This window comes from Burkholderia sp. lig30 (assembly GCF_000687455.2).
Lineage (GTDB): Bacteria > Pseudomonadota > Gammaproteobacteria > Burkholderiales > Burkholderiaceae > Burkholderia.
The window spans coordinates 25,718-49,078 of the sequence record NZ_JGVW01000104.1 but is presented as its reverse complement, the minus strand read 5'-3'; the positions used below and the strand labels follow the sequence as shown (position 1 = coordinate 49,078).

At 70.3% G+C, this 23,361-nt stretch carries 17 protein-coding genes; 13 read left to right on the top strand and 4 right to left on the bottom strand.

The window, feature by feature from the left end; genetic code table 11:
- Together LIG30_RS21195 and LIG30_RS21190 are read right to left on the bottom strand one after the other, a co-directional pair.
- Positions 1–1,601, bottom strand: a 1,601-nt coding sequence (locus LIG30_RS21195; RefSeq protein ID WP_038715169.1) for a nickel-dependent hydrogenase large subunit, incomplete at its 3' end; no start/stop codon positions are given.
- Positions 1,602–1,650: 49 nt separating this feature from the next.
- The gene (locus tag LIG30_RS21190; RefSeq protein WP_268760721.1) at positions 1,651–2,736 is read right to left on the bottom strand and encodes a hydrogenase small subunit; all 1,086 of its coding nucleotides are present in this window, start codon (positions 2,734–2,736) and stop codon (positions 1,651–1,653) included.
- Positions 2,737–3,409: 673 nt separating this feature from the next.
- On the opposite strand from LIG30_RS21190, the gene LIG30_RS21185 reads away from it, so the two are divergent.
- The 8 genes from LIG30_RS21185 to LIG30_RS21150 all read left to right on the top strand — a co-directional run bounded on the left by LIG30_RS21185 (position 3,410) and on the right by LIG30_RS21150 (position 11,568).
- Positions 3,410–4,480: a HoxN/HupN/NixA family nickel/cobalt transporter gene (locus tag LIG30_RS21185; RefSeq protein ID WP_038715167.1), complete on the top strand. Its 1,071-nt coding sequence runs from the start codon at positions 3,410–3,412 to the stop codon at positions 4,478–4,480.
- Between the two features lie 86 nt (positions 4,481–4,566).
- Positions 4,567–6,162, top strand: coding sequence for a carbamoyltransferase C-terminal domain-containing protein (locus LIG30_RS21180; protein WP_038715180.1), 1,596 nt, complete (start codon positions 4,567–4,569; stop codon positions 6,160–6,162).
- 269 nt (positions 6,163–6,431) lie between these two features.
- Positions 6,432–6,956, top strand: coding sequence for a DUF4142 domain-containing protein (locus LIG30_RS21175; protein WP_442856876.1), 525 nt, complete (start codon positions 6,432–6,434; stop codon positions 6,954–6,956).
- Positions 6,957–7,054: 98 nt separating this feature from the next.
- On the top strand, positions 7,055–7,348 hold the full coding sequence (locus tag LIG30_RS21170) for a cupredoxin domain-containing protein (protein WP_051995110.1): 294 nt from the start codon (positions 7,055–7,057) through the stop codon (positions 7,346–7,348).
- Positions 7,349–7,364: 16 nt separating this feature from the next.
- Positions 7,365–8,078 carry an RNA polymerase sigma factor gene (locus LIG30_RS21165; RefSeq protein WP_038715163.1) on the top strand — a complete coding sequence of 238 codons (714 nt, stop codon included), beginning with the start codon at positions 7,365–7,367 and terminating at the stop codon, positions 8,076–8,078.
- A gap of 222 nt (positions 8,079–8,300) precedes the next feature.
- On the top strand, positions 8,301–9,854 hold the full coding sequence (locus tag LIG30_RS21160) for a sensor domain-containing diguanylate cyclase (RefSeq protein ID WP_038715162.1): 1,554 nt from the start codon (positions 8,301–8,303) through the stop codon (positions 9,852–9,854).
- A 251-nt stretch (positions 9,855–10,105) separates the two neighbouring features.
- Entirely contained in the window at positions 10,106–10,378 is a 273-nt protein-coding gene (locus LIG30_RS21155) for a hypothetical protein (RefSeq protein ID WP_038715160.1), read from the top strand.
- A gap of 164 nt (positions 10,379–10,542) precedes the next feature.
- Positions 10,543–11,568 carry a succinylglutamate desuccinylase/aspartoacylase family protein gene (locus LIG30_RS21150; protein ID WP_038715178.1) on the top strand — a complete coding sequence of 342 codons (1,026 nt, stop codon included), beginning with the start codon at positions 10,543–10,545 and terminating at the stop codon, positions 11,566–11,568.
- Positions 11,569–11,594: 26 nt separating this feature from the next.
- On the opposite strand, the gene LIG30_RS21145 is transcribed toward LIG30_RS21150, so the two are convergent.
- Entirely contained in the window at positions 11,595–12,689 is a 1,095-nt protein-coding gene (locus LIG30_RS21145; RefSeq protein WP_038715159.1) for an LLM class flavin-dependent oxidoreductase, read from the bottom strand.
- 93 nt (positions 12,690–12,782) lie between these two features.
- The gene (locus tag LIG30_RS21140) at positions 12,783–13,748 is read right to left on the bottom strand and encodes an ABC transporter substrate-binding protein (RefSeq protein ID WP_038715157.1); all 966 of its coding nucleotides are present in this window, start codon (positions 13,746–13,748) and stop codon (positions 12,783–12,785) included.
- 312 nt (positions 13,749–14,060) lie between these two features.
- Here LIG30_RS21140 and LIG30_RS21135 point away from each other — a divergent pair, with 312 nt between their 5' ends.
- The 5 genes from LIG30_RS21135 (at position 14,061) to LIG30_RS21115 (ending at position 23,240) form a co-directional block, all read left to right on the top strand.
- Complete coding sequence (locus LIG30_RS21135; protein ID WP_083494117.1) at positions 14,061–16,379, top strand: EAL domain-containing protein; 2,319 nt, start codon at positions 14,061–14,063, stop codon at positions 16,377–16,379.
- A 346-nt stretch (positions 16,380–16,725) separates the two neighbouring features.
- Entirely contained in the window at positions 16,726–18,243 is a 1,518-nt protein-coding gene (locus LIG30_RS21130; protein ID WP_162491951.1) for an efflux transporter outer membrane subunit, read from the top strand.
- The gene (locus LIG30_RS21125; RefSeq protein WP_038715154.1) at positions 18,240–19,313 is read left to right on the top strand and encodes an HlyD family secretion protein; all 1,074 of its coding nucleotides are present in this window, start codon (positions 18,240–18,242) and stop codon (positions 19,311–19,313) included. The genes LIG30_RS21130 and LIG30_RS21125 overlap by 4 nt, the downstream gene beginning before the upstream one ends.
- A gap of 29 nt (positions 19,314–19,342) precedes the next feature.
- A complete protein-coding gene (gene rbbA, locus LIG30_RS21120; RefSeq protein WP_051995109.1) occupies positions 19,343–22,114 on the top strand; it encodes a ribosome-associated ATPase/putative transporter RbbA in 2,772 nt (923 codons plus the stop codon).
- 1 nt (position 22,115) lies between these two features.
- Positions 22,116–23,240: an ABC transporter permease gene (locus LIG30_RS21115; RefSeq protein WP_038715149.1), complete on the top strand. Its 1,125-nt coding sequence runs from the start codon at positions 22,116–22,118 to the stop codon at positions 23,238–23,240.
- The last annotated feature ends 121 nt before the right edge of the window (positions 23,241–23,361 follow it).

The following is a 23,361-nucleotide window of genomic DNA, read 5'->3' as shown; positions in this document are numbered from 1 at the left end:
CCGAGCGCGCCGCGCGGCGCGGCGACCGTGCCGACGCCCTTGGCCTCGGCCGGCCACGTCGACGGGTCCCACTTCTCGACGTTGGCCGTCGAGGTGTCGCCGTTGCGGATGTTGTCGATGAGCCGCTGCCAGTCGTCCGCCATCATCTCCGCGCAGTATTCGGCTTCGAGCGAGCGCGCGAGCGTGCGGCCGATCGTGGTCGGCAGCAGCTGCTTCGCGCCGAGCGTGGTCTCGGGCAGACCGAGCAGCTTCGGCATGTCGCGGTTGACCGACACCAGCGCCGCGTCGACCTGCTCCTTGATGCGCGCGCCATGCGGGTTGCCCTGCTGCGCGTGCGCATAGCCGAGGATGTAGCGCGCGAGCGGGCCGACTTCCATCGCGTGGCCGCGCCAGCGCGGCGCCTTGACCCACGAGTATTTCGCGCTTTCGTCGACCGACTCGATCGCGGTGCGGGTGCCCTTGGTCTTCGGCCCGAGCTCGTAGTGCGGCTCCGTGACGCCGTCCCACGGGTGCAGCCCGCGGTCGTTGTCCGGGTACTGATACCAGGAGTGGGTGACGAACTCCTGCACCTGCTCCGGATCGCGCGGATCGACCGGCAGGATCGTGTTCCAGTCGCCGTTCAGGATCGCGCCGCCCGGCATCTGGTTGGTCGACGGATCGTAGTTGACGAGCGGATACGTGCCGTAGTCCATCACGTTGGTCGCCGAGAGCCCGCCGCCGTAGAGCCAGCCGCGCTGCTTGTAGATCGTGCCGATCGCCAGCAGGTCAGGCAGGTAGACGTTGCGGCAGAACTCGAGCGCCTCGTCGATGCGGGCCTTCACGAAGTTCAGGCGTTCCATGTTGATCGGCGCGCCGGCGGCGAGATCGCCGTCGATGTTGATCGCGCACGGGACGCCGCCGACCAGGTAGTTCGGGTGCGGGTTCTTGCCGCCGAAGATCGTGTGGATCTTGACCCATTCCTTCTGCAGGTCGAGCGCCTCCAGATAGTGGGTCACGGCCATCAGGTTGGCCTCGGGCGGCAGCAGGTAGGCCGGGTTGCCCCAGTAGCCGTTCATGAACGGTCCGAGCTGCCCGCTCTCGACGAATTTCCGCAGACGGGTCTGCACGTCGCGGAAGTAGCCGGGCGACGACAGCGGATGCGACGGCGAGATGCGCTGCTGCAGTTCCGACGTGAGCTTCGGGTCGGCCTTGAGCGCCGACACGACGTCGACCCAGTCGAGCGCGTGCAGGTGATAGAAGTGGACGACGTGATCGTGCACCTGCAGCGTCTTGGCCATGATCTCGCGGATCAGGTGCGCGTTCGGCGGAATGCGGATGCCGAGCGCATCCTCCACCGCGCGGACCGACGCGAGCGCGTGGCACCCGGTGCACACGCCGCAGATGCGTTCGACGAACGCCCACGCGTCGCGCGGGTCGCGGCCCTTGAGAATCACTTCGAGCCCGCGCCACATGGTGCCGGTGGACACCGCGTTGCGGATCACGTTGTTCGAATCGACGTTCACCTCGACCCGCATGTGGCCTTCGATGCGGGTCACGGGATCGACGACGATCCGGCGCCCGCTGTTGTCGAGCTGAAACCCTTGAGTGGAATATGCTGCCATGCTGACTGTTCCTGTGCGTGTGTGCGCTGCCCCGGATCGGGGCGAGCGGCTAGCGGGCGTTGCGGTCGTCCCGATCGTGTTTCGCGCTGGCGCGCTGGATCGCCGAGGCGGCGGCGTGGGCGACGGCTGCCGCGCCCAGCACGCCGGCCGCGGTGGCGCCGATCTTGTCGGCGTTCGCCTCGATGCCGAACTGGTTGATGTTGGTCAGGCGGTCGTAGAACGAGCCCTTGTCCCAGAAACCGTCCTCGGAGCAGCCGATGCAGCCGTGGCCCGCCTGGATCGGGAAGCTCGTGCCGCCGTTCCAGCGCACGGTCGAACACGCGTTGTAGGTGGTCGGCCCCTTGCAGCCGACCTTGTACAGGCAGTAGCCGCGGCGGGCCGCATCGTCGTCCCACGACTCGACGAACTGCCCCGCGTCGAAGTGCGGGCGGCGGTAGCACTTGTCGTGGATGCGCTGGCTGTAGAACATCTTGGGCCGGCCCTGGCGATCCAGTTCCGGTATCCGGTCGAACGTGAGCATGTAGGTGATCACGCCCGTCATCACCTCGGCGATCGGCGGGCATCCCGGCACCTTGATGATCGGCTTGTCGGTGATCACCTTGTGGATCGGCACCGCCTGCGTCGGGTTCGGCTTCGCGGCCTGCACGCAGCCCCACGACGCGCACGAGCCCCACGAGATCACCGCCTTCGCGTCCTTCGACACGCGGCGCAGCTGGTCGACGAACGGCTTGCCGCCGATGATGCAGCTCATCCCGTCCTGGTTGAGCGGCGGATTGCCTTCCACCGCGAGGATGTAGTTGCCCTTGTACTTCGTCATCACCTCTTCGAGGATCGCCTCGGCCTGGTGGCCGGCGGACGCCATCAGCAGATCGTCATAATCGAGCGAGATCATCGACAGCACGACGTCCTTCGCGAGCGGATGCGCGGAGCGGATGAACGATTCCGAGCAGCAGGTGCACTCGAGGCCGTGCAGCCACAGCACCGGGGTGCGCGGCTTGGTCTCCATCGCGTGGGCGATCTTCGGCATGAACGCCGGCCCGAGGCCGAGCGACGTTGCCGTCAACGAGCAGAACTTGAGGAAGCTGCGGCGCGAGATGCCCTGGCGTCGCATGACTTCGTAAAAGGTTTCAATCACGGTGTGGTTCCTTGATAGCCGTCCGGTTCGCGGCAACGGCGGGCGGTCGATGCCGGGCGAATGCCGGAGCCCCGGCTACAGCGTTAGTCCACCGCTTAAAAAACAAGAATCGTGCCAGGTGTGCATGAATCGGGTGCGGGCGCACTCGGGCTGCGCTATTGATCCGGATCAATAGGGAAAAATGCCGACCGGGAACGCGGCGGAATTTGCACGCCGCACGCGCTCAACTAGCTACGGCGCGTCCGGTTGAGCGACCAAACTGGCAACCGATTGACCAGCGCGGCGGCCCGTGGCCGGCACCGCGCGGCCGGCGGGCGTCGCCGCGTGAGCGCGCGCTTGCGCGCCCCGCGACAGCATGTCCCAGCGGCCGCCCCGCGCCGCGCGAATAAAAACGGGAACGAAAGTTGCTTGAAAGTGTGGGCTGCGGCGCGCGCCGGCATCGGCCGGGCGACGCGTCGCGGCGAGCCGTTTCCGCACTGCGGCACACTCGCGCCATGCGCGCGAGCCGCGGTGCGAGAGCGTGCGCCCGTTTCGACTACGACCACGACAAGATGGATTCTTCACTGCCCTCCCCGACCCGTGCGCTCCGGCGCCCGCCCTGCAACCGGCGCCAGTCGCTGCGCGATGTCCGCCCCGTCACCGGCCGCGTGCGCGCGCCGCACCGCGACGCGTCATGACGGCCCACGTTTCCGCGCAAGCGGCACCGGCGGCCGCCGGCGTGCGCGGCAAGCTCGTCGTCCTGTTCACGGCGCTCGCGGCGTTCAACCTCGCGGCCTGGGCATGGGCCGTCGCGATGTTCGGCGCGCATCCGGCGCTGATGGGGTCCTGCGTGCTGGCCTATACGTTCGGCCTGCGCCACGCAGTGGACGCCGATCACATCGCCGCGATCGACAACGTGACGCGCAAGCTGATGCACGAAGGCAAGCGTCCGGTGACGATCGGGCTGATGTTCTCGCTCGGCCACTCGTCGATCGTGATCCTCGCGTCGGCGGCCATTGCCGCGACGGCGGCCGGGCTGCGCGACCGGCTCGCGGCGTTCCACGACGTCGCCGGCATGATCGGCACGATCGTCTCGACGTCGTTCCTGTTCGCGATCGCGATCGCCAACCTGGTGACGCTGCATTCGGTCGTCCAGGCGCTGCGCCGCGTGCGGCGCGGCGAGCATCACGCCGATGCGCACGCCGACACGGGGCTGCCTCAGCACGGCTTGCTCGCGCGGCTGCTGCGCCCGGTGCTGCGCGTCGTCACGAAAAGCTGGCACATGTACGTGCTGGGATTCCTGTTCGGTCTCGGTTTCGACACCGCGACGGAAATCGGCGTGCTCGGCATCTCCGCGGCGAGCGCGGCGCACGACATGCCGATCTGGTCGATCATGGTGTTTCCGGTGCTGTTCACCGCCGGCATGACGCTGGTCGACACGGCCGACAGCGCGCTGATGCTCGGGGTCTACGGCTGGGCATTTCGCGAGCCGGTCCGCAAGCTGTACTACAACATCGGGATCACCGCGATGTCCGCGGCCGTCGCGCTGCTGATCGGCTGCATCGAAGGCCTCGGCCTGATCGGCGACAAGCTCGGCATGCAGGGGGCGCTGTGGGCGCGCCTCGACGATCTGAACGCGAACCTCGGTACGGTCGGATACGTTATCGTCGCGCTTTGCGCGGGAAGCTGGCTCGGCTTCGCCGCGCTCTACCGGTGGCGGCGCCGCGTCGGCTTTGCGACGCTCGCCGACCATGACCGCGGATAGCCGGCCCGCGAGCGATGGCGGCAGCGCGCGGCCGGCGCATCGGCGCGTGCGGCTGCGCCGCGATTTTTGAAGGAATTGCATCGTTGATGTCAGACAGAATGAGCCCCGCGTCCGGCGGCGTGCTCGGCATCCAGGCCGGCCCGGCGCTCAACACAGGTGCTGCGTGGGTCCTGCCCGCGCCCGGTGCGCGCAGGGTCGCGCATGCCGGGCAGGAACGTTTCGACCGGGTCAAGAACTCGGCTGCCTACCCGGCCGACGCGGTGAACGCGTGCCGCGCCGCGCTCGGGCTGCCGGCCGACGCGCGCCCCGCGCTGGTGGCGCGCGTCGATACCGGCAACGCGGCGGCGCCGTGCGTGGACGGCGTGCCGAACGTGCTCGTCGAACACGGGCTGTGCCATGCGGCCGCCGGCTATTACTGCTCGCCGTTCGACGAGGCCGCGATTCTTGTCGTCGACGGCCATCGGCTGGAACAGGGTTCGATTCACGCATCGCAGAGCCTGTGGGTCGGCCGTGGCGGGCGCATCGAGTTGCTGCGGCGTAGCGAGTCGTGCGGGATCGGCGCGCTGTACGAGGCGGTCACGCGGGCGATCGGCTTCGGCGCGCACGAGACCGGCAAGACGATGGGGCTGGCCCCGTACGGCGACGACGCGGCCGCCCCGGATCCGAGCGGGCGCTTCGACGGCCTCGACGTCGACTACCGCAGCCGCTGCGATGCCGACGGCACGCGCCTGTTCGACGCCCCGCCCTTGCCGGCCGACGAGGACGCGGCGCTGACGGCGCGCGCCGCGCTCGCGCGCGCGGCGCAACGCGAGTGCGAGCGCGCGATGCTGCACCTCGCGCGGGTCGCACGGGAGATGACGGGCATGCGTCACCTGTGTCTCGCCGGCGAGGTGTCGCTCAACGGGCGGGCCAACGATCTGGTGGCGCGCGAGGCCGGTTTCGACGCGGTCTTCGCCGGGCCGGCGGGGGGCGACTGCGGGACGGCGCTCGGCGCGGCGCTGTGGGGATATCACGGCGTCCTCGGCGAGCCGTTCCGGCCGGGGCCGTTCTCGCCGTATGGCGGCAGGCTTTACGACGATGCGGACATCGACGCGGCGCTGGCCGCGCTGCCGGATCGCGAGCGCTTTCGCGACACGCGCGGCACGGCCGACGAGCTGGCCGAGCGCGCCGCGCGGCTGCTGGCTGCCGGGCGGTGCGTCGCGCTGCACGCCGGACGGGCCGAGATGGGGCCGCGCGCGCTCGGCAACCGGTCGCTGCTGATGAGCCCCGCCCATGCGCACGCGCGCGACCGCATGAATCTGCAGGTGAAGCGTCGCGAGGCGTTCCGGCCGTTCGCGCCCTGCGTGCCGGCGGAAGACGCCGCGCGGTATTTCGAGCTGGACGCGCCGAGCCCGTACATGCTGCGCATCTGCGCGGTGCGGCCCGAATGGCGCGCGCGCCTTGCCGCCGTCACGCACGTCGACGGCACCGCGCGGCCGCAGACCGTCGCGCAGCCGGACAATCCGGGGCTCCACCGGCTGCTGCGGGCGTTCGAGCGCCACACCGGCATCGCGGTGCTGCTGAACACGTCGTTCAACGTCGCGGGCGAGCCGCTCGTCGAGTCGCCGGCCGACGCGCTGCGCGGGTTTGCGGGCAATGATGTCGATGCGCTGCTGATCGGGGGGCGGTTGCTCGAGAAATAGCCGCCTCGCAAAGCGGCCTCGCAACGGCCTGCCGGGCGTACGGCGGTGGCCGACGCGCGCATGGCCGTCGATTTCGTTCATACGTCAGGTGCGCCTGGCGACGCGCCCGCGTGTCGTTCGTCCCCCGGAAGCACCGGGTAGCCGGGCGGCCGGGCGGCCGGAAACGGAAATCCCTCCCGTGACATCCATCTCCATGAGCGGCCTTGAACCGCTCGCGCGCGACGACACGACGTCGTTCGCCACTCACCGGAGGATGTCAGATGAAAGCAATGGTCCACGCGGCGCTATGCGGCGCCCTTCTCGCGGCCGGTCCGCTCGCATGCGTGCAACAAGGCGGCCCGACCGACCCTCAGATCGCGGCGATCGTCGTGACTGCCAATCAGGTCGATATCGACGCGGGTCGGCTCGCGGAGTCGAAGACCCATAACCCGGACGTCCGGTCGTTTGCCGAGCGCATGGTCACGGACCACAGCGGCGTGAATCAGGCGGCAGTCGATCTCGTACACAAACTGGGCGTGACGCCCGAGGAAAACGCCACCAGCCTCGACCTCAAGAAAGGCGGGGACGACAACCTGCAGACGCTCGGAAAGCTCGACGGCGCGCGTTTCGACCGGGCCTACATCGACCACGAGGTCGCGTATCACGTCGCCGTGCTCGACGCGATCGACCATACGCTGATCCCTTCGGCCCGGAACGCGGAACTGAAAGCGTTGCTCGTCAAGGTCGAGCCGGCCTTTGTCGCGCATCTCGACCATGCGCGCCATCTGCAGGCGTCGTTCGGCGGCAAGCAGTGAAGCGGGCCGACGATGACCGGGCGGCGCGGCCGGAGATCGCCGGCCGCCCGGCCCGCTCCCGTTTCGGCGCACAATGGCCGAGTGCGGCCTGCGCGTGCATGATGCTGCTCGCGGCCGCCGGCGTGCCGGCTCCAGCGCGGGCCGACACGCACGTGATCGTCGTCGAGCAGATGCGTTTCACGCCGGCCGAGTTGACCGTGCGGCGCGGCGATCAGGTGCTGTGGGTCAATCGGGACCTGTTCCCGCACACCGCGACCGCGGCCGCGCATGCGTTCGACTCGGGCAGCATCGCGCCGCAGGCGTCGTGGCGCTATGTGGCGCGCGAGCGCGGCAGCTTTCCGTACGGGTGCGCGTTCCATCCGTCGATGCACGGGCGGCTGATCGTGCGCTGATGGGGGAGGACGAGCGATGACGGATTCTTTCGACACCTGCGCGCCGGCCGTCGACGGCAACGATCTCGACCTCGCGCGCCGTGTCGCGGCGGGCGATCCGGCCGCGTTCGAGGGAATGATGCGCCGCCACAACCGGCGCTTGTACCGGCTCGCGCGCGCGATCCTGCGCGACGACGCGGAGGCCGAGGACGCGCTTCAGGCGGTGTACCTGTCCGCATACCGGTCGATCGCGCGGTTCCGCGGCGACGCGACGCTCCTGACCTGGCTGTCCCGCCTGATGCTCAACGAATGTTTCGCGCGCGTGCGCCGCGCGAGGCGTCGATCGGATCTCGCGCCGACGCTCGACGTCGACGGCCAGCTCGACGAGGACGACATGATCGACATTTCATCCGATTCGCCGGAGCGCGCGGCTTCGCGCGCCGAACTGCGCGATCTTCTGGAACGCCGGATCGATGCGCTGCCGCCTGTGTTCCGCGTGGTTTTCGTGTTGCGCTCGGTCGAGGAGATGACGGTCGAGGAAACCGCGCACTGCCTCGCGCTGCCCGAGGCGACGGTTCGCAGCCGGCATCATCGCGCGCGGCGCATGCTGCGCGCGTCGCTCGCGCAGGATCTCGATCTCGCCGAGCGCGACGCGTTCGATTTTTGCGGCGCGCAGTGTGACCGCGTAGTCGCGCGGGTGCTGTCGCTGATTGCCGATCCTGCGTCATCCGCCAACGGGCGAAATCCCTGACGCCCGTCCGTTCGATGCCTGCCCGCCCCACCCCGTGAGCCTGGGCGGATCGCCGCTGCGCCCGCCCCCCAGGCGGATTTCCCGATCCGTCGATACCACCCGCATCTCGTCTGACAACACGCCGATATTTCGTGATATCGTCGTGCGAATCCGGCCACCCGCGCCGCTTGAATCGCAGCCGTACGAGCGTCATCCGCAGACATCGTATCGAGGAAACCGATCATGGCAGTCAGGGCGTTCCTGCTGGACTTCATCCTCGCCACCCCGCCATCCGGCAACCACTACGTGACGGCAGCGCTGCGCCCGTCATTGCTCTCCACCCTGTTCGAAGACATCCGGCCGATGGTCCTGTCCGGCGTCGCGAGCCTGTTCGTCGCGGCGGTCGCATTGTTGCGGCTGCAACAGACCTGGGCGTTCGTCTGGGTGCTGGCCGAACTCGGGCTCGTCGGCGGACGGCTCGGCATCGCTCGCGCGTACGTCGCGCAGCGCGACGCTGGCGAAGACCACCCGGAACGCTGGGCGATGCGCTACGCGCCCGTGTCGCTTGCCGCGTGCTTCCTGCTCGGCCTCGGGGCGATGGGGTGTGTGGATTCCGTGGACGTCGAGCTCGGCACGCTGTCGGTGATGGTCGCGGGCGGCGTGTTCGGCGGGATCGCGTCGCGCAACGCCGCGCTGCCGCGGCTCGCGATGACGCAAATCGCGCTCGGCGTGCTGCCGATCGGCGTGGGCGCGCTGCTGTCCCCGCGTCTCGGCGCTTCGATCCTGCTGCCGCCGCTCGCGATCTATCTCGCGGCGATGCGCACGGTCGTCCAGCGTCACTACAAGGTGCTCGTCGCGTTGATGGCGGCCCGGCAGCGCAACGCGGAGCTCGTCGCGCGCTTCGACGCCGCGCTGACCCACATGCCGCACGGCCTGTGCATGATCGACGCGGAAAGCCGCGTGATCGTCGCGAACCGCCGTACCGCGCAGCTGTTCGGCTCGCCCCGCGAGATCGCGCTCAACGCGCCGTTCCCGGACGCCATCGCGGGCCTCGCGGCCGGCTGCGCCGCCGAACCGGGGCCGGCCGAGATCGGTGCGCGGTGCCGCGCCTGGCTCGGCCCCGAACCGGCGCCGCTGGACGTCACGCTCGCCGACGGGCGGCAGCTGGAAATGACGCGCCATCACGTGCCGGACGGCAGCGCGGTGATCATCGTCGAGGACGTGACGGTGCGCCGCCGCGCGGAGCAGGACATCCGCCATCTCGCGGGGCACGATCCGCTGACCGGGCTGCCGAACCGGCACGAACTGCGCACGGAGCTGACGCGCCTGCTGGCGCGGCACCCGAACCGGCGCGGCACGGCCGTGGCCGTCATGTATCTCGACCTCGACGGATTCAAGGCGATCAACGACCGCTTCGGCCATTACGCCGGCGACGACGTGCTGACCCAGGTCGCCGCCCGTCTCGCCAAGACGCTGCTGCACGGCGAACTGGCGACGCGCGTGGGCGGCGACGAATTCGTGGTCGTGATCCCGGAATCGAGCGCGCACGCCTGCGCGATCCTCGCGGCGCTGATCATCCGGCAGATCTCGGCGCCCTATGCGCTGTCGATCGGCGGGACGGTCACGCTCGGCGTCAGCATCGGCATCGCGCTCGCCGGCGCAGGCGATACGCCGGATGATCTGCTCAGGCAGGCCGACAACGCGCTGTACGAGGCCAAGTCGGGCGGCAAGGGCGTGTTCCGTTTCTATTCGAACGACAGGAAGAACGGCGCGCGCCTGGCGGCCGGCGCGCGTTGACCGGCGGGCCGGGGCGTCCGGCATCCCGTGCCGGGCCAGCGCGGGCCGGCGCGACGCGTGCGGGAACCGGCGTTTCATCCGTGTAACGTACCGGCCCCGTTCCCGATGTCACGTTACATGTTCCGTAACATCGGCGCGGCGTGGCTGCGAAATTAAACGCATATTGGCTGGAGAAGCGGGCAAAAGGCGGCAAATGAAATCCTGGCACCGTTGTTGCTGATAACGGGGCAACCACGTGCCAGGAGCGCAACATGGATATCCTCGAAGTCGTAAGCGCGGGCCAACCGATCGACGATCTGGACGTGATCGACGGCGCATCGCTGATCACCAGCCTGATATCCGGGCGCCGCCCTGCCCGTCGGGACGCGGCCCCCGTGCAGAATCCGCCGCTGTCGCTGTACGGCGCCTACCGCCAGGGCATCCTCGATCACCCGGAGCGCCGCGGGAATCCGTATCGCGCGGGCAGCCGCCTGTGGGCGATCTGGGAAGAGGGCCGTATCGAGGCTGAAACACAGCGCGCATGACGCGCCGCGCGCGGCCGGCCTTCGCGCCGCCGCGCGCCTGACAGTGCGCGTTGTCGCTGGCCCGCCGTGCGCGAGCGCCGCATGCGGGCCGGCCTGCCGCCGCTCGCGCGCGGGCGCGGATTCCCGATAAGATGGCGCATGCTCCGCTCGTCGCCGAGGGCGCCATGACCGATACGTCCCACACCGGAAATCCGATCCACTGCGAGATCGATCTCGATGCCGAGGGGAAAGCGGCCGGCTTTCTGCGGCTGCCCTATTCGGTGCACCGTTCGGCCTACGGCTGGCTGCCGATCCCGATCGCGTCGATCCGCCACGGCGACGGGCCGGTCGCGCTCGTGATGGCCGGCAATCATGGCGACGAATACGAAGGCCAGATCATCGTGTCGCAACTGATGCGCGAGATCGAGCCGGACGTGGTGAGCGGGCAATTGATCCTGCTGCCGATGGCGAACTTTCCGGCGGCGGACGCCGGGCTGCGCGTGTCGCCGCTCGACGGCGGCAACCTGAACCGCAGCTTCCCGGGCGATCCGGCCGGCTCGCCGACCGCGACGATCGCCGATTACATCGAGCACGCGCTGCTGTCGCGCGCGCAGTATCTGGTCGACCTGCACTCGGGCGGCAGCTCGCTCCTCTATCACGGCGGCAACATGCTGGCGATCGATCCGCTCGATGCCGGCGAGGCGGCCCGCCTCAACGCGCTGCTGGTCGCGTTCGGCCTGCCGAATGCGCTGCTGCACGCGCCGAACCCGGTGCACTCGGCGTCGGCGGCGCGCCGCCAGGGCGCGATCTCGATCGTGACGGAACTGGGCGGCGCCGGCATGTCGAATCCGGCGCTGATCCGGCTCGGCCGTCACGGCCTGCTGCACTTCCTCGGCTTCATCGGCCTGCTGCACGGCCCGCTCGTGCCGGCCGCGCCGCCCGCCGTCACGCGGTTCATGCGCGTGGGCGGCGACCATCACTTCGTCTACGCCTACGAGCGCGGGCTTTACGAGCCGCTCGCCGAACTCGGCGAGCGGGTGCGCGCGGGGCAGCCCGCCGCGCGGATCCATTTTCCCGACACGCCGCTGCGCGAGCCGGCGCTGCTGCGCTTCGCGGGCGACGGCGAGGTCGTCTGCAAGCGCGTGCCGGCGCAGGTGCAGCGCGGCGACTGCGTGTTCCAGCTTGCCGAGCCGGCCGCCGCGCCCGCGTGACGCGGGCGCGCGCCGACGCGCGGCGTTCAGGCCGGCAGCGCCGCGCCCTGCCGGTCCAGCTCGGCGATATGCGCATGGATCGCCGGAATCAATGCGCGGCCGTACTCGATCGCGTCGTCGAGCGGATCGAAGCCGCGCATCAGGAAGGTCGTCACGCCGAGGCGGTAATACGCGCCGAGCGCCGATGCGATCTGCGCCGGCGTGCCGACCAGCGCGGTCGAGTTCCAGCGCGCGCCCGTCAGGTTCGCCACCCCCATCCACAACCGGTCGTCGAGCACGTCGCCTTGCGCGGCGGCGGCCATCAGGCGCTGCGAGCCGGCGTTCTGCGGCGCGTGGCCGTCGATCGGCTGGCCGTTCGCAAGCCGCGTTGCCCGCACCCGCGCCCGAATCGCTTCCGCCTTCGCCCACGCGGCGCCTTCCGTGTCCGCGACGATCGGCCGGAACGACACGCTGATGCGCGGCGCGCGCCCGTGCGGCGCGGCGGCCGCGCGCACGCGCGCGATCTGCTCGCGCACCGATGCGAGCGGCTCGCCCCACGTCATGTAGACGTCCGCGTGCCGGCCGGCGACGGCCAGCGCCGCCGCCGACGAGCCGCCGAAGTAGATCGGCACGTGCGGCGCCTGCGTGCCCTTGACGAGCGGCGACGCGCCGCGCAGCCGGTAGAACTCGCCGTCGTGATCGACCGGCGTGTCCGCGCGCCAGATCCGCTTCAGCACGTCGAGGTATTCGTCGGTGCGCCGGTAGCGCGCGTCGTGCGGCAGGAAATCGCCATCACGCTGCAGGTCGGCGTCGTCGCCGCCGGACACGATGTTGATCGCGAGCCGCCCGCCGGAAAACACGTCGAGCGTCGCGATCTGCCGCGCGGCGGCCGACGGTGCGATGACGCCCGGCCGGTGCGCGTGCAGGAGGCGGATACGCTCGGTCGCGGCGGTCGCACACGCGGCGACGACGACGCCGTCCGCCGCGTTGCTGAAATGGCCGACCAGGATCTGGTCGAAGCCGGCGGCTTCATGCGCGTGCGCGAAGCGCCGCACGTAGTCGGGCTGGACGGCAGCGCCGCCGGGCACGTCGACCTCCGCGCCGGGTGTCGCGGTGATCATGCCGATGATGTCGACTGGCATGTCGGGATGTCCTTCAGGGTTCGGGTGGAGGCCGGCACGCGTCGCGCGGCCGCCCGGCGGGCGGGCCGCGCGCCGCTCAACGGGCTGCGCCGCTCAACGGGCCGCGGCGGTCTTCTGCGCGGGGGCGGCGAACGCGCCGGCGTACGAGCGGTCGAGCAGCTTCGCGGTATCGAACGGGGCCGGGATCACGCCGGCCTTGTGCAGAAAGTCGGCGGTGTTCTGCGCGTCCTTCGCGGCGGTGTCGTCGATCGGGCCGACGCGCTGGTGCGCGTTGTTGAGCCAGCGATAGGCGACGTCCGGCTCGAGCTTCGCGCGCGTCGCCCACAGGTCCGCGTATTCGCGCGGATGGCTGTCGACCCACTGGCGCGCGGCAACGACGCGGCGCAGGAAATCGGCGATCTCCGCGCGCCGGGCCGTGGCGGCCTGCTCGTTGGCGGCGACGAAGCTGAGCGCCGGCATCAGGCCTTGCGCGGTGACGACGGGCCGCGCGCCCTGCCGAAGCGCCAGCGTGCTGACGAACGGCTCCCACAGCGACACCGCGTCGACCGAGCCGTTCGCGAGCGCGTTGGTCGCGTCGATCGGCATCAGGTACGCGTACTTGACCGAGTCGGCGCGCAGGCCCGCGTGCTCGAGCGCGCGCAGCACCAGCTGCTGGCTCCACGCGCCGCGCCACACGGCGATCGTCTTGCCTTGCAGGTCGGCGACCGTGCGCACCGGCGAATGCTTCGGCACGAGGATCGCGACGCCGTCGAGACTCTGCCGCGACACCGCGACGACCTTGACCGGCGCACCGCGCGCGGCGAGCGTCAGCAGCGGGGAATCGCCGAGAAAGCCGATGTCGATCGCGTTGCCGTTCAGGCTCTCGGCGACCGGGGCCGCGGCCTGGAAGTGCTTCCACTCGATCGTGTAAGGCAGATCCTTGAGGACGCCTGACGCCTCCATCGACGCCTGGATGTTGAAGTAGTTCTGCTCACCGACGCGCAGCGTGACGGTGTCTTTCGCGATGCCTTGCTGCGCGGCGAGCGCAAGCACAAGCGTCGTGACGATTCGGCTCAGCAACGTGATCTCCCCGAGTAGTTGGACGGATGGCCGGGCGGGCGCCGATGTCGCGCCCGCTTGCCGCCTCGAACGGCGGACCGGGCGGCACGCATCCGGGAAAGAAGACGATACGGCAGCGATCGTCATAAGACAAACGCAATATCCTGATAAGAAAAGATGCAAATCTTTTATGTCTGCCGGGTCGTCGCGGGCGCGGCGTAAGTGTTTTTTCCTACCCGGCCGGCGGGCGCTTTCGGCTATCATCGGCATCACGGTCACGTGGGCGAGACACTATCAGCGTGCCCTCGACCTTCCGGTACCCCGGCAAAACAAATGATTGAACCCTCTGGCACGCGTCCGGAAGGCGGCGCGCGCGACCCCGACGCGAACCCGGCTGCCGCGACTTCGTCCGCCCTGTCCTCCGCCGAGCCCCACGCCGTTGCCGCCGGGCATCGGTCACTGCCGCGCTTTCCGCAGCGCATTCTCGTGGTCGACGACGATCCGTCGATGCTCGACCTGTATTGCCGCGTCCTGACGAACGGCGATCCGGACAGGCGCGCGCCGCGTGCGCGTCCCGACGCGCCCGGCGCCCGCCACAAGGCTGCGGACGGCCGGCACGAGAAGGCCCCGCTCAAGTTCGTCGTCGATACCGCATCCGACGGCGAGACGGCGTTCGAGCTGGTCAGCGAGGCGGCCGTCAATCGCGCCGCCTACATCATGGCGTTTCTCGACGTGCGCCTGCCCGGCGGATGGGACGGCGTCGAGACGGCGCGGCGGCTCTGGCAGGTCGATCCGGATCTGCAGATCGTGTTCTGCGCGCCGCACAAGGATTACACGTGGGCACAGATGGTCGAGCGCGCGGGGCGCACGGATCGCTTCGTGGTGCTGTGCGCGCCGTTCCACCCGGCCGAGGTGCGCCAGCTCGCGGTCGCGTTCAGCAAGCGGGTGCGGCTGCGCGGCGAGGAGCAGCGGCGTGCCGCGATGCTGATGCGGAACCTCTCCGACGAAAGCCCGACGGTCCTTTACGCGCTCGACGCGTCCGCGCGGCGCACGCAGTCGATGCTCGAAGGGACGCGCGAAGCGCTCATGATCGTCGATCGGGCGGGCACGCTCACCCACATCAGCGGCGCGGCGGCCGATCTGCTCGGCATCCGCGGTGGCGACGCGACCGGGGCGAACGTGCGCCGCGCATTGCCTGAGACCGGCATCGCGGACGTCTGCGACGCCGCGTTCGCCGCCGGCGCGGGCACGGCCGCGCTCGAGCTGCCGGGCATGCCCGGGCACTGGGTCGAGCTCGTCGCGCAGCGCTGCGGCGCCGAGGCGATCGTGTTCCTGCGCGACACCGGCGCGGCCCACGCCATCGCGGCGGCCGGGCACGATGCGCTGACAGGCCTGCCGGACCGGGTGAGCGCGATGCGCCGGCTCGGCGCCGCGCTGGCGCAGGCGCGGCACGACGGCGGGACGCTCGCCGTGATCCTGCTCGACGTCGACCGGTTCCGCGAAATCACCGAGCTGGTCGGCTACGCCGGCGCCGACGAAGTGCTCGCGCAACTCGGGCGGCGCGTCGCGTCGTTTTCGGCCGAAGGGCACTACGTCGGCCACGCGGGCGGCGCGGAGTTCGTCGGCATCCTGTCGGACTCGGCGGCAGCCAATCCGATGCCGGTCGCCGGAAGCTGGCTGCGCGCGCTGACGGAGCCGCTCCAGGCCGCGGGCGAGTGGTTTCACCTGAGCGCGAGCGTCGGCATCGCGCAGTTCCCGCGCGACGGCATCGACGAGAGCGAGCTGCTGCGCAAGGCCGCCGCCGCGATGGCCGAGGCGAAGGCGACGGGCGGCGGCGCGGTCCGGCTGTACGACAGCGATCTGACGAGCAGCCGCCACGCGAAGGTGCGGCTCCGCCACGAGATGGATCAGGCGCTGGCCGGCGACGAATTCGAATTGTTCTACCAGCCGCAGGTCTGCCTGCGGGAAGGCCGTGCGCGCGGCGCGGAGGCCTTGTTGCGATGGCGTCATGCGTCATGGGGGCTGCTCGCACCCGCCGATTTCATCGCGATCGCCGAGGAATCGCCGCTGATCGCCCGGATCGACGCGTGGGTGGTCGATCGCGCGTGCCGCCAGCTTGCCGCATGGCAGCGCGACGGCACGGTCGCGAGCGATTTCGTCGTCGCGCTGAACCTGTCGCTCAGGCAGTTGACCGACAGCGACCTGGTCGACAGGATCGCGGCCGCGATCGATCGCTACGGGCTCGATGCGCGCCAGCTCGAAATCGAAGTGACGGAAGCGACGATGATCCGTCATTACGAGGCGGCCACGCATGCGCTGTCCGCGCTCAAGGCGCTTGGCGCGCACGTCGCGCTCGACCATTTCGGCGCGGAAAAATCGAATCTCGACTATGTCAGGCACATTCCGCTGGACACGCTGAAGATCGACCGGTCGCTGATCCGCGGGATGGGCCACGACGCGCAGGCGATGCTGCGCGTCGATGCGATCGTGAAGCTGGCCCGGGCGCTGTCGTTGCGCGTCGTCGCCGAAGGCGTCGAAAGCGGGAAGCAGCGCGACTTTCTCGCGGACATCGGATGCGATGCCGCACAGGGCTATCTGATCAGCCGCCCGCTGGCGGCGAATGCGTTCGCGCGCTTCATTCGCGCGGGCTAGGCACGGCCGGTCAGGCACGTTCTCCTGTTTTCCTGAACATTCGTTCGTGGGGTTGGCCGCCGGACGGGCCGGCCGCCGCGTCATGCTCGTCGCGCTCTGCCCTTCTGGCGGCCAGCGCAAGCCCGTCTCGCTGTCAAGCCGCCTTCCCTCTGCTCCGGTCAAGCGAGGAACCCCTCGAAATACCTGCCCAAGCAGCTGATTCAGATCAAGCGGGAAAGACAATCGTCAGATAAGAATGGGGACGGCCCGGCGTACCGACGCGCGACTTGCCTCGTGCGCCCTCCGGATGCCGCCCCGCCCCGCTGCGCCACGCAGCGGCGCCCTGTTTTCCCGAAGGATTCCGAGGATGTCCATGCGCTCCCCCGCGCTCCCCGCCCGCTTGCGCGCCCCCGCCGGCATCGCCGTCGCGCGGGCCGCGCGTCTTGCCGTGGCGCTGGCATGTAGCGCACTGCTGTCGGGATGCCTGTCGCTCGCGCCGCACTACACGCGCCCCGCACTGCCCGTGCCGGCCGCGTATCCCGGCGGCGACGCGGACAACGCGTCGGCCGCACCTGCGCCGCTCGACTGGCAGACCTATTTCGCCGACCCGCGGCTGCGCGCGCTGATCGGCCAGGCGCTCGCCAACAACCGCGACCTGCGCGCGGCGGTCGCGCGCGTCGATCAGGCCCGCGCCGCGTACGGCGTGCGCCGTGCCGATCAATGGCCGACGATCAACGCCGGCGCCGCCTACGTGCGGTTCCGCACGCCCGGCGGCCTGCTGACGCCGAGCCCGCTCGACGGGCAGGCCTTCGACGTGCAGCTTGCGGAAACCCAATGGGAGATCGACTTCTGGGGGCGCGTGCGCAGCCTGAAGGACGCGGCGCTCGAACGCTATCTGGCCAGCGACGCAGCGCGCCGCGCGACCACGCTCAGCCTCGTCACGCAGGTCGCGGACGCCTACCTGACCCTGTGCGCGCTCGACGAGCGAATCGCGTTGACCCGCGAGACGATCGACAGCCGTCGCGAGTCGCTGCGGATTTTCCGGCGGCGCTACCAGGAAGGCGCGATCTCGCGCCTCGACCTGACGCAGTCGGAGATCCTGCTGCAGCAGGCCGAATCGCTCGGCGCGCAGCTCGGCCAGGCGCGTGCAGCCGCCGCCGACGCGCTGACGCTGCTGGTCGGCGCGGCCCCCGACCTGCCCGCCGCGCCGCTCACGCTGGACGACGCGGCCGTGACGCCGACGTTCGCGCCCGGGCTGCCGTCCGCGCTGCTCGAAAACCGGCCGGACGTGATCGCGGCCGAACACCAGCTGCGCGCGGCGCACGCGAACATCGGCGCGGCGCGCGCGGCCTTCTTCCCGCGCATCTCGCTGACGAGCGCGATCGGTTCGGGCAGCAGCGAGCTGCACAACCTGTTCGCGGCCGGCACCGGCACGTGGAACGTCGTGCCGACCCTCGCGATGCCGATCTTCGACGCGGGGCGCAACCGCGCGAATCTCGCATCGTCGAAGGCGCAGCGCGACGAGGCGGTCGCGCAATACGAAAAGACCGTGCAGGGTGCGTTCCGCGACGTCTCCGACGCGCTGGCCGCGCGCTACTGGCTCGCCGAGCAGGTCCGCATCGAGCGCGACACGCTCGCGTCGCAGGCCGACCGCGCGCGGCTCGCTAAACTGCGCTACGACAGCGGCGCGACGCGCTTTCTCGAAGTGCTCGATGCGCAGCGCGACCTGCTGAATGCCCAGCAACAGCTCGTCCAGACCCGCCGCGCGTTGCTGTCGAGCCGCGTCGCGCTGTTCGGCGCGCTCGGCGGCGCCACGCCGGCACCCCCCGGGGATGCCGCCGCTCCCCTGGCTCACGATTCGACCGATTCAGGCTCCACACAATGAAAATGCCCACCCGCCAACAACTGATCGGGATCGGCGCGGCCGCGCTCGCGGTCTTCGCCGTCTACTATGGCTGGGCGCGCTGGCGCGACGGCCACGCGGACGCGGGGCTCGTGAGCGGCAACGGCCGCATCGAGGCGACCGAGATCGACGTCGCGACCAAGCTCCCGGGGCGCGTCAGCGCGATGCTGGTGGACGAAGGCGATTTCGTGAAGGCCGGCCAGCCGCTCGCGAAAATGGACGTCGTCGTGCTGCAGGCGCAGATCGACGAGGCGCGCGCGAAGCAGCAGCAGGCGCTGAGCACGGCGGCCAGCGTCGACGCGCAGGTCGCGCAGCGCAAGAGCGACAAGGCGGCGGCCGTGGCCGCGGTCGTGCAGCGCGAAAGCGAGCTGGATGCCGCCGAGCGGCGGCTCGCGCGTTCCGAGACGCTGTCGCGCGAAGGCGCGTCGTCGATGCAGGAACTGGACGACGACCGCGCCCGCGCGCGCAGCGCGCAAGCGACCGTGCAGGCCGCGCGGGCGCAGGTCGAGGCCGCGCAGGCCGCGATCGACGCGACCCAGGCGCAGCTCGTCGCCGCCCGTTCGGCCGTCACGGCCGCGCAGGCGACCGTCGCGCGCGTGCAGGCCGACATCTCGGACAGCGAGCTGACCTCGCCGCGCGACGGCCGGGTCCAGTATCGCGTCGCGGAGGCCGGCGAGGTGCTGCCCGCGGGCGGCAAGGTGATGAACGTCGTCGATCTGTCCGACGTCTACATGACGTTCTTCCTGCCGGAAACGGTCGTCGGCCGGGTGCCGCTCGGCGCCGACGTGCGCATCGTGCTCGACGCGGCGCCGCAGTACGTGATCCCGGCGAAGGTGTCGTTCGTGTCGAGCACCGCGCAGTTCACGCCGAAGACGGTCGAGACCGCCAGCGAGCGGCAGAAGCTGATGTTCCGCGTGAAGGCGCGCATCGACCGCGACCTGCTGCAGCGGCATCTGAAGCTCGTCAAGACCGGCCTGCCGGGCGTCGCGTGGCTCAAGGTCGATCCGGCCGCGGCGTGGCCCGCGCGGCTCGCGGTCAAGGTGACGCAGTGACGATCGCGCAAGACGACACCGGCCGCGCGATGCGCCCGCCGCACGCGGCCGCGACGGCAAGCGTCGCGCGGCTGTCGGGCGTCACGATGCGCTACGGCGCGACCTGCGCGCTCGACGACGTGACGCTCGACATCCCCGCCGGGCGCATGGTCGGGCTGATCGGCCCGGACGGCGTCGGCAAGTCCACCCTGCTCGCGCTCGCGTCGGGCGCGCGCGCGATCCAGCAAGGCCAGGTGATCGCGCTCGACGGCGACATGGCGTCGCGCGCGCACCGCGACCGCGTGTGCAGCCGGATCGCCTACATGCCGCAGGGGCTCGGCAAGAACCTGTACGCGACGCTGTCGGTGGAGGAGAACCTGCAGTTCTTCGCGCGGCTGTTCGGCCACGACGCGGCCGAGCGGCGGCGGCGCATCGACACCCTGACGCGCAGCACCGGCCTCGATCCGTTTCTGGACCGGCCGGCCGGCAAGCTGTCGGGCGGCATGAAACAGAAGCTCGGGCTGTGCTGCGCGCTGATCCACGATCCCGACCTGCTGATCCTCGACGAGCCGACCACCGGCGTCGATCCGCTCGCCCGCGCGCAGTTCTGGGACCTGATCGGCAGCATCCGCGCGGCCCGCCCGTCGATGAGCGTGCTGGTCGCCACCGCCTACATGGACGAGGCGCAGCGCTTCGACTGGCTGATCGCGATGGATGGCGGCCGCGTGCTGGCGACCGGCACGCCCGCCGAGCTGCTCGCGCGCACCGGCTGCGACACGCTGGAATCCGCGTTCATCGCGCTCCTGCCCGACGACCGGCGGCGCGGCTACGAACCGGTGCGGATCACGCCGCTGCAGGCCGACGCGTCGGCCGGCTACGCGATCGAGGCGCACGACTTGACGATGCGCTTCGGCGATTTCGTCGCGGTCGACCACGTGAGCTTCCGGATCCGCGGCGGCGAGATCTTCGGGTTTCTCGGCTCGAACGGCTGCGGCAAGTCCACCACCATGAAAATGCTCACCGGGCTGCTGCCGGCGTCCGAAGGCAGCGCGCAGCTGTTCGGCCAGCCGGTGGCCGCCGACGACATCAACACCCGCCGCCGGGTCGGGTACATGTCGCAGGGCTTTTCGCTGTACGGCGAACTGACCGTGCAGCAGAACCTCGTGCTGCACGCGCGCCTGTTCGGCGTGCCGGAGGCGGAGATCCCCGCGCGGGTGGCCGAGATGGCCGGGCGCTTCGGCCTGACCGATGCGCTCGACGCGCTGCCGGAGCGCCTGCCGCTCGGCATGCGGCAGCGGCTGTCGCTGGCCGTCGCGATGGTGCACAAGCCGGAGCTGCTGATTCTCGACGAGCCGACGTCCGGCGTGGACCCGGTCGCGCGCGACGACTTCTGGCGCCTGATGATCGAGCTGGCGCGCCGCGACCGCGTGACGATCTTCATCTCGACGCATTTCATGAACGAGGCGGAGCGCTGCGACCGGATCTCGCTGATGCACGCCGGCCGCGTGCTCGCGAGCGACGCGCCCGCCGAGCTGGTGCGGCAGCGCGGCGCGCGCACGCTCGAGGAAGCGTTCATCGGCTATCTCGTCGACGCTCAGGGCGCGAGCGACGCGCCGCCCGCGGCGTCCGGCGGCGCGTGGCTCGGCGACACGGCCGCGAGCACCGGCCCTGCCCCCCGCCCCGGCCGACGCGCGCCGCGCTTCAGTCTCGCGCGCGCCGGCAGCTACATGTGGCGCGAGCTCCTCGAGCTGCGCCGCGACCCGGTGCGGGCCACGCTCGCGCTGCTCGGCTCGCTCGTGCTGATGTGCGTCAACAGCATCGGCATCAGCCTCGACGTCGACCACCTCACGTTCGCGGTGCTCGACCGCGACCAGACGATCCTGAGCCAGAATTACACGCAGAACATCGCCGGCTCGCGCTACTTCGTCGAGCGCGCGCCGCTGTCCGGCTACGACGAGCTCGACCGCCGGATGCGCAGCGGCCAGCTGTCGCTCGCGATCGAGATCCCGCCGGATTTCGCGCGGGACGTCGCGCGCGGGCAGCGCGTGCAGGTCGGCATGTGGATCGACGGCGCGATGCCGATGCGCGCGGAAACGATCCGCGGCTACGTCGCCGGGATGCACGAGAACTGGCTGCGCGACCAGGCCAGGCGGCGGCTCGGCGCGACGCTCGCGTCGCCGGTCGACATCGAGATCCGCTACCGCTACAACCCGGACGTGAAGAGCCTGCCCGCGATGATCCCGGCGATCATGCCGATGCTGCTGCTGATGCTGCCCGCGATGCTGACGGCGCTCGCCGTCGTGCGCGAGCGCGAGCTCGGCTCGATCGTCAACCTGTACGTGACGCCGGTGACGCGAACCGAATTCCTGATCGGCAAGCAGGCGCCGTACATCGTGCTCGCGATGCTGAACTTCCTGCTGATGGTCGTGCTCGCCGATCTCGCGTTCGGCGTGCGGATCAAGGGCAGCTTCCTGACGCTGCTGACCGCGGTGCTGATCTTCAACGTCGTGGCGACCGGCATCGGGCTGCTCGCGTCCACCTTCACGCGCAGCCAGATCGCCGCGATCTTCATGACGATCATCGGCACGATGGTCCCGGTCGTGCAGTTCTCGGGGCTGCTCACGCCGCTGTCGTCGCTCGAAGGCAGCGGCAAGTGGATCGGCACGATCTATCCGGCCACCTACATGCTCGCGATCAGCCGCGGCGTGTACAACAAGGCGCTCGGCTTCGCCGATCTGTCGTCGCAGTTCTGGCCGATGCTCGCGTCGGTGCCGGTCATCCTGATCGCGACCGTCGCGATGCTCAGAAAGCAGGAAACCTGACATGCAGCGTCTGATGACCATCTACCGGCTCGGCGTCAAGGAACTGTGGAGCCTCGCGCGCGACCCGATCCTGCTCGTGCTGATCATCTACACGTTCAGCGCGTCGATCTACTCGGCCGCCACCGCGCGGCCGGACACGCTGCACAAGGCGCCGATCGCGATCGTCGACGAGGACGGCTCGCCGCTGTCGGCACGCATCGCGCAGGCGTTCTTTCCGCCGCAGTTCACGCCGCCGGCGATGGTCGATGCCGCGTCCGCCGATCGCGGCCTCGACGACGGCGACTACACGTTCGCGCTCGACATCCCGCCGAACCTGCAGCGCGACCTGCTGGCGGGACGCCGCACGGCGATCCAGCTCAATGTCGACGCCACGCGGATGAGCCAGGCGTTCTCCGGCAGCGGCTACGTGCAGCAGATCGTGTCGGGCGAGATCGACGCGTTCGTGCGCCGCTACCGCGGCGGCACGGACCTCCCCGTCGACCTGGCGGTGCACATGCGCTTCAACCCGAATCTCGACGAGGTCTGGTTCGGCGCGCTGATGGAGGTCATCAACAACGTGACGATGCTGTCGATGATTCTCACCGGCGCGGCACTGATCCGCGAGCGCGAGCACGGCACGATCGAGCACCTGCTCGTGATGCCGGTCACGCCCGCCGAGATCATGCTCGCGAAAGTCTGGTCGATGGGGCTCGTGGTGATGATCGCGGCGGTCGCGTCGCTGACCTTCGTCGTGCGCGGCGCGCTGCACGTGCCGATTCCCGGCTCGGTCGGGCTGTTCGTCGCGGGCATGGCGCTGCACCTGTTTGCGACCACGTCGATGGGCATCTTTCTCGCGACGCTCGTGCGCAGCATGCCGCAGTTCGGGATGCTGCTCGTGCTGGTGCTGCTGCCGTTGCAGCTATTGTCCGGCGGGCTCACGCCGCGCGAGAGCATGCCGGCTGCGGTGCAGGACATCATGCTCGCCGCGCCGACGACCCACTTCGTCGAGCTGGCTCAGCGCATCCTGTATCGGGGCGCGGGCCTCGATGCGGTATGGCTGCAGTTCGCGATCCTGTTCGTGATCGGGTGTGCGCTGTTCCTGCTGTCGCTGAAGCGGTTTCGCAACACCATCAACCAGATGGCGTGACGGGCCGGCGGGTCGTGCGGGCTGCCGGCCGGTGCGACGACGTGGGCCCGAGCGAGCGCGGGGGCGCCGGAAAAGCGATTCTCCCACCCGGCTGACGTCGCGCCCGAAAGCCGGGCACGGC